Consider the following 13,416-nt stretch of genomic DNA (forward strand, 5'->3'; position numbering starts at 1 on the left):
TAACATGGCGCTGCTGTGACCCCGCACAAGTCGGCATGGGAGGTCTTCGTTCCGCGCTGCCTTTACGCCTATCCGGCACCGCTGTATCCTTCAACGCAACGATCCCGCCCAGATCGAACCAATCAATCACCTGACAGGGAGTGCAGCCATGGCTGTGTCGCAGGCTATTCCGATCACGCGTCATCCGTTCGCGAACGGGTCCTACAAGCAGATGCTGATCGACGGGAAGTGGGTCGATGCAGCCTCAGGCAAGCGCTTCGAGACCCGCAATCCCGCGACAGGCGAGCTGCTCGCAACGGTCGCCGAGGGTGACAAGGAAGACATCGATCGTGCGGTTGCCGCCGCCCGCCGCGCCTTCGAAGGACCCTGGAGCAAGGTCAAGCCGTTCGAACGGCAGAACCTGCTTCTGAAGCTTGCCGATCTCGTCGAGAAGAATTTCGACGAATTGTCGCAGCTCGACACGCTCGACATGGGCGCGCCGCTCAGCCGCACCCGCGCCTATCGCCTGCGCGCCGTCGGCATGCTGCGCTACTACGCCGGCCAGACCACGGCGATCCACGGCGAGACCATCGAGAACTCGCTGCCTGGCGAAATCTTCTCCTATACGTTGAAGGAGCCGATCGGCGTCGTCGGCGCCATCATCCCCTGGAACGGTCCGCTCACCGCGACGATCTGGAAGATCGGCCCGGCAATCGCGACCGGCTGCACCGTGGTGCTCAAGCCCGCCGAAGAGGCGCCGCTGACCTCGCTGCGCATCGCCGAGCTGGCGATGGAGGCAGGCATTCCGCCCGGCGTCATCAACGTCGTGCCCGGCTACGGCGAGACCGCGGGCGCCGCGCTCGCCTCGCATCATGACGTGGACAAGGTTGCATTCACCGGCTCGCACGTCACGGGCCAGTCGATCATCCGCGCCTCGGCCGGAAACTTGAAGCGTGTTTCGCTCGAGCTCGGCGGCAAGTCGCCGGACATCGTGTTCGCGGATGCCGATCTCGATGCCGCCGTGCCCGGCGCGGCGATGGCGGTGTTCGCCAATTCGGGCCAGATCTGCAGCGCAGGTACGCGGCTGTTCGTCGAGCAGTCGATCTACGAGGAGTTCGTCGGCCGCGTCGCCGAGTTCGGCAAGAAGCTGCAGGTCGGCAACGGTCTCGATCCCAATGTGCAGATCGGCCCGCTCGTGTCCGAAGAGCAACTCAAGCGCGTCACCGGCTATCTCGACATCGGCCAGAAGGAAGGCGCGAAGGCACTCGCCGGCGGTGGCCGAGCTACCGAAGGCGCGCTGTCGAAGGGCTTCTTCGTCTCGCCGACGGTGTTCGCGGGCGTCCAGGACAATATGCGCATCGCGCAGGAGGAGATTTTTGGTCCCGTCATCTCCGCGATCGCGTTCAAGGACATGGACGAACTCGTCAAGCGCGCCAACAATACCACCTTCGGCCTCGGCTCCGGCCTGTGGACGCGCGACGTCAGCAAGGCGCACGCGGTTGCAAAATCGCTGCGCGCAGGTTCGGTGTGGGTGAATTGCTACCAGGCGATGGATCCTGCCGTGCCCTTCGGCGGCTACAAGATGAGCGGCTACGGCCGCGAGTCCGGCAAGCAGCATGTCGAGGAATATCTCAACGTGAAGGCCGTCTGGATCAAGACGGCTTAAAGATCTGTCCTCTTCCGCCTTCCACGAGGGGGAATATCTACTTGGGGCGGCGCCTTTCCGGCGACCGCCCCCTCGCTATATGATCCACATCCTTTCATAGACATCCGGGGACCACATGAAATTCGAGGCGTTGTTCAAACCGTTGCAGGTCGGTCCGTACAAGCTTGCACATCGCGTCGCGATGGCGCCGCTGACGCGCATGCGCGCCGAGCGCGAGACTTTCTCACCGCGGCCGCTCAACGCCGAATATTATGGCCAGCGCGCCACAAAGGGCGGCCTGATCATCGCCGAAGCCTCGCCGGTGCTCTCGCATGGCCGCGGCAATCCGGCGACACCGGGCATCTATTCGGAGGCGCAGATCGCCGGCTGGCGCAAGGTGGTCGACGCGGTCCACGCCAAGGGCGGCATCATCTTCCTCCAGCTCTGGCATGTCGGCCGCGTCTCGCATTCATCCTTCCACGGCGGCGAGCTGCCGGTTTCGGCCTCCGCGATCCCGATCAAGGCGGAAGGCATGAAGGCGATGACGGCAGACGGCAAGATCTCCGACTATGAGACGCCGCGCGCGCTGGAGACCGAGGAGGTCAAGGGTATCGTCGAAGCTTTCCGGCAAGGCGCCAGGAATGCGCTCGCCGCCGGCTTCGACGGCGTCGAGATCCACGGCGCCAACGGTTACCTGCTCGAGCAATTCCTGCAATCGCGCAGCAACCAGCGCACCGATCAATATGGCGGCTCGATCGAGAACCGCGCGCGCCTGTTGCTCGAAGTCACGCAAGCCGCGATCGACGTCTGGGGCGCGAACCGCGTCGCCGTCCGGCTGTCGCCGCACGGCATCGCCAATGATTCCGGCGAGCCCGCTCCGATGCCGCTCTATACCCACGTGGTGAAGGCGCTCGACAAGCTCGGGCTTGCCTATCTGCACTTCATCGAGCCGCGCTCCAGCGGCGCCGGCCGTGCCGACGTCCATTGGGAGAATGTGCCCTCCGCGATGGTGCTGTTCCGGCCGCTCTATAGTGGCGTGCTGATGACCGCCGGCGGCTTCACCGGCGAGACTGCGAACGCGGCGATCGCCGATGGCCACGCCGACATCATCGCCTTCGGCCGCATCTTCATCTCCAATCCGGACCTGCCGCGCCGCATGCAGCATGACTACCCGATCACGCCGTACAATCGTGCGACGTTCTACGGCGGCGAGGAGAAGGGGTATACGGATTATCCGACGTATGACGAACTGACGCCGGCCTGACCAGTCATTCCGGGGCGACGCGAAGCGTCGAGCCCGGAATCCATCTTCGTTCTTGGACTGCCGCTCGATGGATTCCGGGCCCGCGCCTTCGGCGCGTCCCGGAATGACGATGAGGAGACACCATGGCCAAAGCCGCAGCCGCCGCAGGTAAAGCCACCGGCCAATGCCTCTGCGGCAAAATCCGCTTCGAGATCGACGTCCCTGCGCGCTGGGCCTGGCACGATCACTCCGCCGCCAGCCGCCGCGCCCACGGCGCGGCCTACGCGACCTATGTCGGAAGCTGGACGAAGCGGTTTCGCATCATTTCGGGCAAGTCGGCGCTTAGCCGATACGAGGATAAGACAACGAAGACCGCCCGCAGCTTCTGCTCGCATTGCGGCACGCCGATCGCCTATGAGCGCCCGCGCGGGCCGCACATGGTCAACATCCCCCGTGCGCTTTTCAAGGAACGCACCGGCCGCCAGCCGCTCTATCACATCGCGATCGAAGAGCTGCAGGAATGGGCCTATACCGGCGAGCCGCTGGTGCCGCTGAAAGGTTTTCCCGGCGTGGTCTGGCAGCGCTCGAGAAGGAAGAAGCGATCGAGAGGTGAAGATCCGTTCGAGCTGGGGCGGGAGGAGGCTTAGCGCTGCGTTCCCGCGCAACGCAGCCATGACCGCGCTTCCTTGCGCGTCTCCGGAAATTTCGGCCATCATGCCGCCGTCCTTGCGGCAACGTCCGCTCCTGGAGGAAACATGAAGAACAAGATCACCGGCCGCTCCGCTTTTCTCGCGCTGCTCAAGGACGAGGGCATCACGCATCTGTTCGGCAATCCCGGGACCACCGAGCTGCCGATCATGCATGCGCTGAAGGACCATCCCGACCTTACCTATGTGATGGCGATGCAGGAGAGCCTGGTGGTCGCGATCGCCGACGGCTATAGCCGGGCCTCCGGCAAGCTCGTTGCCTGCAACGTCCATGTCGCGCCCGGTCTCGGCAACGCCATGGGCTCGCTCTACAACGCCCAGTTCACGGGCACGCCGATGATCCTCACCGCGGGACAGCAGGAGCAGGGCCACGGCCTGATGGAGCCGGTGCTGTATGGCCCGCTGGTGCGCATGGCCGAGCCGCTGGTGAAATGGGCGGTCGAAGTGACGCGGCTGGAAGATCTGCCGCGCATCGTCCGCCGCGCCGCCAAGGTTGCGATGACCCCGCCGACCGGCCCCGTGTTCATCTCGCTGCCCGGCGACATCCTCAACAGCGAGGCCGGGATCGATCTCGGCCGCTCCACCCGGATCGATGCCCGCACCAAGCCGTCGGATGAAGCGCTGAAGGCTTTCGCCGCGCGCCTGCTCAAGGCCGAGCGCCCCGTCATCGTCACCATGGACGAGGTGGTCAAGAGCGACGCGCTCGAGGAGGCGGCCGAACTCGCCGAGCTGCTCGGTGCCGCGGCCTATCAATCGTCCACGCCCTATGGGTCGCACTTCCTCTCGCAGAGCCCGAGCTTCGTCGGCACGCTGGCGCGCGTGCAGAAGGTCGCGCGCGATACACTCGCCCCGCACGATCTCCTGGTCGCGCTCGGCGGCGATCCCTTGCGGATGTCCGTCTATAGCGAGGTCGATGCGCTGCCCGATGGTCTGGGCATCGTGCAGATCGGCCTCGTCGATTGGGAGATCGCCAAGAACTACGGCGCGGAGATCGCGCTGAAGGCGGATTTGAAGGAAACGCTGCGCGCGCTGATCCCGGTGCTGAAGGAGTTGGGCGGCGCCGCACTCGCGAGCCGTGCAAAACAGCGCCTCGCCGAGCTGGCGCCGAAGAACTGGACCGCGCGCCGCGCCGCGCTGGTCGAGCAGATCGGCAGGAGCGCCGGCCGCAGCCCGATCGATCCCGACTTCCTGGTGCTGCGGATGGTCGAGGCCATGCCTGACAATGCCATCCTGGTCGACGAAGGCCTCACCTCGAGCCGCCAGATCACGGCACTGCATCCGCACCGCGACCGCTACGGCTATCACGGACTTGCCTCCGGCGGCATCGGGTGGGGCCTGCCGGCCTCGGTCGGCGCCAGCATCGCCAATCCGGATCGCCCCGTCGTGTGTTTCTCGGGCGATGGCAGCGCGATGTATTCGATCCAGTCGCTGTGGACCGCGGCGCATCACAAGCTGCCGCTCAACGTCGTCATCGCCAACAATGGCGGCTACCGCATCATCAAGCAGCGCCTGCTCGCCTTCCACGGCGATGACAATTATGTCGGCATGGATTTCGTCGATCCCCCCGTGGATTTCGCCGGCGTCGCGAGAGCGCTGGGCTGCGAGGCGATCAAGGTCAGCGATCCCGCCGAGTTGCAGGCGACGCTGGCGTCGGCGTTTGGCCGGCCGGGAACGAAGCTGATCGAGGTGATGGTGGACGGGAAGGTGTAGGGCCGGCGTCAGCCGTCATTGCGAGGAGCGAAGCGACGAAGCAATCCGGACTGTTTCCGCGGAGAGATTCTGGATTGCTTCGCTGCGCTCGCAATGACGAGCAACGGGCAGCCTACCCCGTCTTCCCCACCCGATAACCCGCCGCCGGATGCGGTGCGCCGAGCCTTGCGCGACCATCGCCGAACAGCTTCTCCCGCAGTGTGCCCTTCGCATATTCCGGCTTGTACCGTCCGCGCCGCGTCAGCTCCGGCACCAGCATGTCCGAGATATCCTCGAAATCGCCGGGCGAGATCGCGAACGCGACGTTGAGCCCATCGACGTCGGTCTGCTCGAACCAGTCCTCGATCTTGTCGGCGACGCTCTCGGGCGTGCCGACCACGACGGGGCCGGCGCCGCCGATGCCGACATGCTCGATGACGTCGCGCACGGTCCAGACGCGGTCGGGATCGCCGCGGGTGACGTTATCGAGCGCGCTGCGGCCGGCATCGTTCTGGACGTGACGCACCTGCTGGTCGAGCTCGTAGCCGGAGAAGTCGATGCCGGTCCACCCCGACATCAGCGCCAGCGCGCCTTCGGGGCTGATGTGGCGGCGATAGTCGGCGTACTTTTCTTTCGCCTCGGCTTCGGTCCGGCCGAGGATGATCGTCATCATCGAGAACATCAGGATCTCCGCCGGGTTGCGGCCGATCCTGGCGGCTTCCTCGCGGATTGCGGCCACGCGCGGCGCGATGATCTTGGCCGACGGTCCCGACATGAACACGCATTCGGCATGCCTGGCCGCGAACTGCCGGCCGCGCGGCGAGGTGCCGGCCTGGTACAGCACGGGCGTGCGCTGGGGCGAGGGCTCGCTGAGATGGATGGTGTTATTGATCCGGTAGTTCGCGCCCTCATGATTGACGCGATGAACCTTCGTGGGATCGGTGAAGATGCCGCGCTTGCGGTCGCGTAGCACGGCGTCGTCCTCCCAGCTTCCTTCCCAGAGCTTGTAGACCACCTCCATATATTCGTCGGCGATGTCGTAGCGGTCGTCATGTCCGGTCTGCTTGTCCTTGCCGGCCCCGCGGGCGGCGCTGTCGAGATAGCCGGTGACGACGTTCCAGCCGATCCGGCCCTCGGTGAGATGATCGAGCGTCGACATTCGCCGTGCGAACGGGTAGGGCGGCTCGAACGACAAATTGCTGGTGACGCCAAAGCCGAGATTCTGCGTCACCGCGGCCATCGCCGAGAGCAGCAGCAGCGGCTCGTTCGACGGCGTCTGTGCTGCGTTGCGCAGGGCCGCGTCAGGGCTGTTGCCAAAGACGTCGTAGACCCCGAGCACGTCGGCCAGGAACAGCCCGTCGAAGCGGCCCCGCTCCAGCGTCCTGGCGAGATCAATCCAGTAGGGCAGGCGGTTATACTCGGCGGTGCGATCGCGCGGATGGGTCCACAGACCCGGCGACTGGTGCGCGACGCAATTCATTGCAAAGGCGTTGAGCCTGATCTGCTTGGCCATGATCGTTCCCCGGCGCTCTGTACTGCGCGCTCTTCGAATGGTAGTCGTGCCGCCCGAACTTGGCGAAGTTCTTGCATATAACCTGCGCATGGCAAGGCCAAATCAGGTCCGCTGCTGCACTTGGCAAGCCGATCTCAAGAGAGCAAGAACGAAATCCCGAGAGAACTAGAAGCGAACGACAAAAGAATACAGGAACGATCGAACTCCCCGCCACTTTCGAAGGCCAACCCGTGCGGGTAAAGTCCTTCGTCTCAAAGTCTCGAAAAGCACGTCATGACCAGAGCCGACGCCATCGCCCGCGCCCGTGAGGATTTCAAGTCCGGCGCGTTTCTCACCGAGCTCGACCGCCGCGTGGCCTTCAAGACCGAAAGCCAGAACCCCTGCCGCGGCGCCGAGCTGCGCGCATATCTGGAGCAGGAGATGCAGCCGGCATTTGCTGCGCTGGATTTCACCAGCCGTATCGTCGAATCCCCCAGCGGCAAGGCGCCGTTCCTGTTCGCCGAGCATCACGAGAGCGCAACGGCGCCCACCGTGCTGATTTATGGCCATGGTGACGTCGTCGACGGCATGGAAGGCGAGTGGCGCGAGGGGCGCGATCCCTGGCGCACGACGGTTGCCGGCGCGCGGCTCTATGGCCGCGGCACCGCCGACAACAAGGGGCAGCACAGCATCAACATGGCGGCGCTCCGCGCGGTCCGCGACGCCCGTGGCGGCAAGCTGGGCTTCAATGCCAAGTTCATCGTCGAAATGGGCGAGGAGATCGGCTCGCCCGATCTCGGCAAGGTCTGCGACCTCAATCGCGACGCGCTCAAGGCAGATCTGTTCATGGCCTCCGACGGGCCGCGCCTGTCCGCCGACCGCCCGACGCTGTTCCTGGGCTGTCGCGGCGGCATCCGCATTCATCTGGATGTGAACCTGCGCGATGGCGGCCACCATTCCGGAAATTGGGGCGGCGTGCTGTCCAATCCCGCGACCATTCTGGTCAACGCGATCTCGACGCTGGTCGATGGCCACGGCCGCCTCCGGCTCGACGCCCTGAAACCACCGCGGCTCACCAACCAGATCCGCAGCTATCTGGCCGATGTGCAGGTGGTCCCTACCGAGGACGAGCCGGCACTCGCGGAGGACTGGGGCGAGGAGGGATTGTCGGCGGCCGAGCGGCTCTACGCCTGGAACACTCTGGAAGTGCTGGCGATGTCGTCCGGCAATATCGAGAAGCCGGCCAACGCCATTCCCGGACATGCCAATGCCGTGCTGCAATTGCGTTTCGTGGTTGGCACCAAGATCGACGGGCTGATCGAGGCCATCCGCGCGCATCTGGTTGATAAGGGTTTTCCGATGGTCGAGGTGCGGGCGGCCCAGAGTTTTGCTGCATCGCGCACAGACTTCGACAGCCCCTGGATCAGATGGGCGGCGGATTCGGTGCGCGAGACCACCGGCAAGCCGCCGGCGGTGCTGCCGAATTTCGGCGGCTCCTTGCCCAACGACGTATTTTCCGAGATCCTCGGCCTGCCGACGATCTGGGTCCCGCACTCCTATCCCGGCTGCTCCCAGCATGCGCCCAATGAGCACATCCTGCTGCCTCTGACCGAAGAAGCCTTGACGGTGATGGCCGGCCTGTTCTGGGATCTCGGTCAATTGCCAGAACCCCTAACCTGAGCCGTTAACCTGAGCCGCGATCCAGCCAAAAGTCACATTCTAATCCGGGCCGATTTGTGCTTGCATCTGGCCGCATCATCCTGAAAGGGGACAAAAAAGTGAAACATTTCCGTAGCATTGGGCTCGCGCTCGCCGCGACCTTCGCCGTCAGCCAGGCCGGAGCCCAGGAGCTGACCGGCACACTGAAGAACATCAAGGACACCGGCGCCATCACGCTCGGCTTCCGCGACTCCTCGATCCCGTTCTCCTATCTCGATGACAACCAGAAGCCGGTCGGCTTCGCCATGGACATCTGTTACAAGATCGTCGACGCCGTGAAGAAGGAGCTCAAGCTCGACAAGCTTGAGGTCAAGCTCAACCCGGTGACCTCGGCGACACGCATTCCGCTGATGGCGAACGGCACCATCGACCTCGAATGTGGCTCGACCACCAACAACGCCGAGCGTCAGAAGCAGGTCGCCTTCACCAACACCCACTACCTGACCGCCAGCCGCTACGTCTTCAAGAAGTCGAGCGGCCTGAAGTCGATCGACGATCTCAAGGGCAAGACGGTGGTCTCCACCGCCGGGACCACCAACATCAAGCAGCTCACCGAGGCCAACGTCGCCAAGAGCCTCGGCGCCAACATCATCCCGGCCAAGGACCACGCCGAGGCCTTCCTGATGGTCGAGACGGACCGCGCGGTCGCCTTCGTGATGGACGACATCCTGCTGGCGAGCCTCGTCGCCGGCTCGAAGTCGCCGGACGACTACGCCATCTCCAAGGATGCGTTCTCCAAGCCGGAGCCCTACGGCATCATGCTGCGCAGGGACGATGCGCCGTTCAAGAAGGTGGTCGATGCGGCAACCGCTGCGCTCTACACCTCCGGGGAAGCCCAGAAAATCTACGACAAATGGTTCACCCAGAAGATCCCGCCGAAGGGGCTGAACCTCAACACGCCGATCTCGGCCGAGTTGAAGAACGAGTTCGCCAAGCCGACGGATTCGCCGAACCCGGACGACTATAAGTAGGCAAAACCTCGAACTTTCGATCGAAATCATGTCCGGCCACTCTTGACACCAGGGTGGCCGGACATTTGCATAGGCGTCCGGGTCGTCCAATGACGGGCGCGTTCGCGCGGGGGATACGTGAACTACAACTGGAACTGGGGAATCTTTTTCCAGCCGAACCCGATGGGGACCGGTACCTATCTCGACATGCTGCTGTCGGGCCTGGTGCTGACCCTCAAGACCGCGGCGTTGGCCTGGGTCATCGCGCTGATCACCGGCTCGCTCGTCGGCGTGATGCGCACGCTGCCGTCGAAGGGGGCGAACTGGTTCGGCTTTGCCTATGTCGAGTTCTTCCGAAACATGCCGCTGCTCGTGCAGCTCTTCCTGTGGTACTTCGTGCTGCCGGAATTGCTGCCGAAAGCCGCCGGCACCTGGCTGAAACAACTGCCGAACGCCCCGTTCTGGACGGCGGCGATCGGCGTCGGCTTCTTCATGTCGGCGCGCGTTGCCGTGCAACTGCAGGCCGGCATCGGCTCATTGCCGCGCGGGCAGAAGATGGCCGCAACGGCGCTGGGCCTGACCACCGCGCAGGGCTATCGCTACGTGCTGCTGCCGATGGCGTTTCGCATCATCCTGCCGCCGCTGACCTCCGAATTCCTCAACACCATCAAGAACACCGCGGTTGCGATCACAATCGGTCTGCTCGAGCTGACGGGGCAGGCGCGCTCGATGCAGGAATTCTCGTTCCAGGTGTTCGAGGCCTTCACCGCCGCAACCATCCTCTATCTTCTCGTCAACGCCGTCGTCGTGACCGCCATGCGCTTCCTCGAGCGCTGGGTCGCGATCCCCGGCTACATCACGGGGAAATAAGCGATGTTCGGCAATCTCGATTTCGACGTCATCCGCCGCGCGCTGCCCTATCTGTTCTTCGAGGGCATGACGTTCACGCTGACGCTGACGGGCCTTGCAGCGCTCGGTGGTCTCGTGTTCGGCACGGCACTCGCCCTGATGCGGCTCTCCGGCTTCAAGATCCTTGGCCGGGTCGCCGGCGTCTATGTCGACTTCATGCGCTCGCTGCCGCTGGTGCTGGTCATCTTCTGGTTCTACTTCCTGGTGCCCTATATCGGGCAGTGGGTGACCGGTGCCTCGCGCCCGATCAGCGTCGGCGCCTTCGCCTCCTCGCTCATCACCTTCATCATGTTCGAGGCGGCGTATTTCTCCGAGATCATGCGTGCCGGCATCCAGTCGATCTCGCGCGGACAGCCGGCCGCCGCCAGCGCGCTGGGGCTGACCTACGCCCAGACCATGCGCTACGTCGTGCTGCCGCAGGCCTTCCGTAACATGCTGCCGGTTCTGATCACGCAGACCATCGTGCTGTTCCAGGACACTTCGCTGGTCTACGTCCTGTCGATCACGGACTTCCTGGGAGCGGCGAGCAAGGTGGCGCAACGCGACGGGCGTCTGGTCGAAATGTATCTGTTCGCAGCGGTCGTCTACTTCACCATTTCCTGTATCGCGTCCTTCGGCGTCCGCCGCCTGCAGGCGCGCATCGCCATCATCCGCTAGGGCTAGCCGCTCATGATCGAAATCAGCCACGTCAACAAATGGTACACGCCGAGCTTCCAGGTGCTGACCGATTGCACGACCAGCGTCACCAAGGGCGAGGTCGTGGTGGTCTGCGGTCCCTCAGGCTCGGGCAAATCGACGCTGATCAAATGCGTCAACGCGCTGGAGCCGTTCCAGAGCGGCGACATCAGCGTCGACGGCACCAAGGTCAACGACCCCAAGACCGACTTGCCGAAACTCCGCTCGCGGGTCGGCATGGTGTTCCAGCATTTCGAGCTGTTCCCGCATCTGAAGATTATCGACAACCTCTGCCTCGCGCAGCAGAAGGTGCTCGACCGGCCGCGCGACAAGGCGATGGCGAAAGGCATGCAATTGCTGGAGCGCGTGGGCCTCAAGGAACAGGCGCAAAAGTATCCCGCGAACCTGTCCGGGGGACAACAGCAGCGCGTTGCGATCGCCCGTGCGCTCGCCATGGATCCGATCGTCATGCTGTTCGACGAGCCGACCTCGGCGCTCGACCCTGAAATGGTCAGCGAGGTGCTCGACGTCATGGTGGACCTCGCTCATGAGGGCATGACCATGATGGTCGTCACCCACGAGATGGGCTTTGCCCGCAAGGTGGCCAATCGCGTGATCTTCATGGACCGCGGCGAGATCGTCGAGGACGCGGCGAAGGAAGACTTCTTCGGCCAGCCGCGCAGCGACCGCGCGCAGAAGTTCCTGTCGAAGATATTGTCGCATTAACCGGTCGTCATCCCGGGGCGCGCGTAGCGCGAACCCGGGATCCATCAGGCCGCGTGCGCGGGGCGAAATGGATTCTCAGGTGCGCAATTGCGCACCATAGCTCGTCGCTTCGCGCCGCCCCGGAAATGACGGGTTGAGGGTTTCGTGGCCCCAACAAATCCCGTATACGGGCAGGCAAATCCCTTTCCCTCCTCAGGAGATCTGCCTTGGACCCGATCGCCTACGTCAACGGCTCGTTCGTCCCGCTCTCGGACGCCAAAATCTCGGTCCTCGATCGCGGCTTCCTGTTCGCAGACGGCATCTATGAGGTCTCGGCCGTGCTCGACGGCAAGCTGGTCGACAACGCCTCGCATCTGGCGCGGCTCGAGCGTTCGGTCGGCGAGATCAAGCTGAAGCTTCCGGAGACGGTCGAGCGCATCACCGAGCTCCAGAAGGAGCTGATCGCACGCAACAAGGTCGTGAACGGCCTCGTCTACCTCCAGGTGACACGCGGCGCCGACACGGGCCGCGACTTCGCCTTCCCCAAGGGCGACATCAAGTCGAGCCTGGTGATGTTCACCTCGGAAAAGGACATCGTCAACGCGGCGTCGGCGAAGACCGGCATCAACGTGATCACCGTGCCCGACATCCGCTGGGAGCGGCGCGACATCAAGAGCGTGGCGCTGCTGGCGCAGGTATTGGCGAAGCAGGCGGCGGCCGAAGCCGGAGCGGGCGAGGCCTGGATGCTGGAGGACGGTTACGTCACCGAGGGCGGCTCGTCCTCGGCGTTCATCCTGACCAAGGACGACGTCATCGTGACGCGCAAGAACTCCAACGCCATCCTGCCCGGCTGCACCCGCAAGGCGGTGGTGGCGCTCGCCGAAGAGCGTCAGCTTCGCGTCGAGGAGCGCTCGTTCACGGTCGCCGAGGCACTGGCCGCCAAGGAGGCCTTTGCGACCTCGGCGTCGTTGTTCGTCCAGCCGGTGGTTGCGATCGACGGCAAGAAGATCGGCGACGGCAAGCCCGGCCCGATGGCAACGCGCCTGCGCGAGATCTACGTGGAATTCGCCAAGGCGACGGCGGTTTGAGCCGCAGGTGCAGCTGTCATCGCCCGGCTTGACCGGGCGATCCAGTACGTCGTGACGACAGTGATGGGCCCGATGGGCCGCGGCGCACTGGATGCCCCGCCTTCGCGGGGCATGACAGGTGCGGATGCCTCACGCCGCCGACGCCTTCACCTTCACCGGATGGAGCGCACGGAACGCGATCGCGATCCTGTTCCAGGCGTTGATGGCGCCGATCAGCATGGTCAGGTTTACCGTTTCCTCCTCGGAGAACTGCGCACGGACCTGCTCATAGACATCGTCGGGCGCATGCGTCTGCGAAATCAGCGTTACCGATTCCGTCCAGGCCAGCGCGGCGCGCTCGCGGTCCGAGTAGAGCGGGGATTCGCGCCAGGCATTGAGCAGGTAGATGCGCTGCTCGGTCTCTCCGCGCTTGCGCGCGTCTTCGGTGTGCATGTTGATGCAGAAGGCGCAGCCGTTGATCTGCGATGCCCGGATCTTGACGAGTTCGATCAATGATTTCTCCAGGCCCGTCGACTGGATCTGCGTCTCTAGTGCCATCAGTGCTTTGATCGTTTCGGGCGCGGCCTGGTAGTAGTTCATGCGGGGCTTCATGGTCGTTCTCCTTGCTCTCTCTGG

The 13,416-nt window shown here is 64.2% G+C and carries 12 protein-coding genes; 10 read left to right on the forward strand and 2 right to left on the reverse strand.

The genetic code is table 11. From position 1 onward, the window contains the following. Window positions 1-148: 148 nt before the first annotated feature. The 4 genes from ACFDR6_RS16005 to ACFDR6_RS16020 all read left to right on the forward strand — a co-directional run bounded on the left by ACFDR6_RS16005 (window position 149) and on the right by ACFDR6_RS16020 (window position 5,284). On the forward strand, window positions 149-1,645 hold the full coding sequence (locus tag ACFDR6_RS16005; RefSeq protein ID WP_212080027.1) for an aldehyde dehydrogenase family protein: 1,497 nt from the start codon (window positions 149-151) through the stop codon (window positions 1,643-1,645). Window positions 1,646-1,760: 115 nt separating this feature from the next. Continuing rightward, the gene (locus ACFDR6_RS16010) at window positions 1,761-2,888 is read left to right on the forward strand and encodes an alkene reductase (RefSeq protein ID WP_375858834.1); all 1,128 of its coding nucleotides are present in this window, start codon (window positions 1,761-1,763) and stop codon (window positions 2,886-2,888) included. Window positions 2,889-3,010: 122 nt separating this feature from the next. Continuing rightward, the gene (locus tag ACFDR6_RS16015) at window positions 3,011-3,514 is read left to right on the forward strand and encodes a GFA family protein (RefSeq protein ID WP_212080031.1); all 504 of its coding nucleotides are present in this window, start codon (window positions 3,011-3,013) and stop codon (window positions 3,512-3,514) included. Window positions 3,515-3,622: 108 nt separating this feature from the next. Continuing rightward, window positions 3,623-5,284 carry a thiamine pyrophosphate-binding protein gene (locus tag ACFDR6_RS16020; protein ID WP_375858835.1) on the forward strand — a complete coding sequence of 554 codons (1,662 nt, stop codon included), beginning with the start codon at window positions 3,623-3,625 and terminating at the stop codon, window positions 5,282-5,284. Window positions 5,285-5,396: 112 nt separating this feature from the next. Here ACFDR6_RS16020 and ACFDR6_RS16025 read toward each other — a convergent pair whose 3' ends face one another. After that, a complete protein-coding gene (locus tag ACFDR6_RS16025; RefSeq protein WP_375858836.1) occupies window positions 5,397-6,776 on the reverse strand; it encodes an LLM class flavin-dependent oxidoreductase in 1,380 nt (459 codons plus the stop codon). Window positions 6,777-7,049: 273 nt separating this feature from the next. Here ACFDR6_RS16025 and ACFDR6_RS16030 point away from each other — a divergent pair, with 273 nt between their 5' ends. From ACFDR6_RS16030 to ACFDR6_RS16055, 6 genes are all read left to right on the forward strand, one after another. Then, the gene (locus ACFDR6_RS16030; protein WP_375858837.1) at window positions 7,050-8,435 is read left to right on the forward strand and encodes a M20 family metallopeptidase; all 1,386 of its coding nucleotides are present in this window, start codon (window positions 7,050-7,052) and stop codon (window positions 8,433-8,435) included. A 98-nt stretch (window positions 8,436-8,533) separates the two neighbouring features. Beyond that, on the forward strand, window positions 8,534-9,445 hold the full coding sequence (locus ACFDR6_RS16035; RefSeq protein WP_212080038.1) for an amino acid ABC transporter substrate-binding protein: 912 nt from the start codon (window positions 8,534-8,536) through the stop codon (window positions 9,443-9,445). A gap of 117 nt (window positions 9,446-9,562) precedes the next feature. After that, window positions 9,563-10,294 (forward strand): amino acid ABC transporter permease, encoded by a 732-nt coding sequence (locus tag ACFDR6_RS16040; RefSeq protein ID WP_212080040.1) that lies wholly within the window; start codon window positions 9,563-9,565, stop codon window positions 10,292-10,294. Between the two features lie 3 nt (window positions 10,295-10,297). Further along, entirely contained in the window at window positions 10,298-10,990 is a 693-nt protein-coding gene (locus tag ACFDR6_RS16045) for an amino acid ABC transporter permease (protein WP_212080041.1), read from the forward strand. 12 nt (window positions 10,991-11,002) lie between these two features. Continuing rightward, a complete protein-coding gene (locus ACFDR6_RS16050) occupies window positions 11,003-11,734 on the forward strand; it encodes an amino acid ABC transporter ATP-binding protein (protein ID WP_212080042.1) in 732 nt (243 codons plus the stop codon). Window positions 11,735-11,940: 206 nt separating this feature from the next. Next, window positions 11,941-12,801 (forward strand): D-amino-acid transaminase, encoded by an 861-nt coding sequence (locus ACFDR6_RS16055; RefSeq protein ID WP_375858838.1) that lies wholly within the window; start codon window positions 11,941-11,943, stop codon window positions 12,799-12,801. Window positions 12,802-12,930: 129 nt separating this feature from the next. On the opposite strand, the gene ACFDR6_RS16060 is transcribed toward ACFDR6_RS16055, so the two are convergent. Next, entirely contained in the window at window positions 12,931-13,392 is a 462-nt protein-coding gene (locus tag ACFDR6_RS16060; RefSeq protein WP_317242275.1) for a carboxymuconolactone decarboxylase family protein, read from the reverse strand. Window positions 13,393-13,416 lie beyond the last annotated feature (24 nt).

It is taken from the genome of Bradyrhizobium tunisiense, assembly GCF_042263385.1.
Classification (GTDB): Bacteria; Pseudomonadota; Alphaproteobacteria; order Rhizobiales; family Xanthobacteraceae; genus Bradyrhizobium; species Bradyrhizobium tunisiense.

What these genes read in the sequence shown, in the direction of transcription:
- ACFDR6_RS16010 (WP_375858834.1), top strand. Translation starts at nt 1,761, where the DNA reads ATGAAATTCGAGGCGTTGTTCAAACCGTTGCAGGTCGGTCCGTACAAG.
- ACFDR6_RS16030 (WP_375858837.1), top strand. Translation starts at nt 7,050, where the DNA reads ATGACCAGAGCCGACGCCATCGCCCGCGCCCGTGAGGATTTCAAGTCC.
- ACFDR6_RS16050 (WP_212080042.1), top strand. Translation starts at nt 11,003, where the DNA reads ATGATCGAAATCAGCCACGTCAACAAATGGTACACGCCGAGCTTCCAG.
- ACFDR6_RS16015 (WP_212080031.1), top strand. Translation starts at nt 3,011, where the DNA reads ATGGCCAAAGCCGCAGCCGCCGCAGGTAAAGCCACCGGCCAATGCCTC.
- ACFDR6_RS16045 (WP_212080041.1), top strand. Translation starts at nt 10,298, where the DNA reads ATGTTCGGCAATCTCGATTTCGACGTCATCCGCCGCGCGCTGCCCTAT.
- ACFDR6_RS16005 (WP_212080027.1), top strand. Translation starts at nt 149, where the DNA reads ATGGCTGTGTCGCAGGCTATTCCGATCACGCGTCATCCGTTCGCGAAC.
- ACFDR6_RS16060 (WP_317242275.1), bottom strand. Translation starts at nt 13,392, where the DNA reads ATGAAGCCCCGCATGAACTACTACCAGGCCGCGCCCGAAACGATCAAA.
- ACFDR6_RS16020 (WP_375858835.1), top strand. Translation starts at nt 3,623, where the DNA reads ATGAAGAACAAGATCACCGGCCGCTCCGCTTTTCTCGCGCTGCTCAAG.
- ACFDR6_RS16025 (WP_375858836.1), bottom strand. Translation starts at nt 6,776, where the DNA reads ATGGCCAAGCAGATCAGGCTCAACGCCTTTGCAATGAATTGCGTCGCG.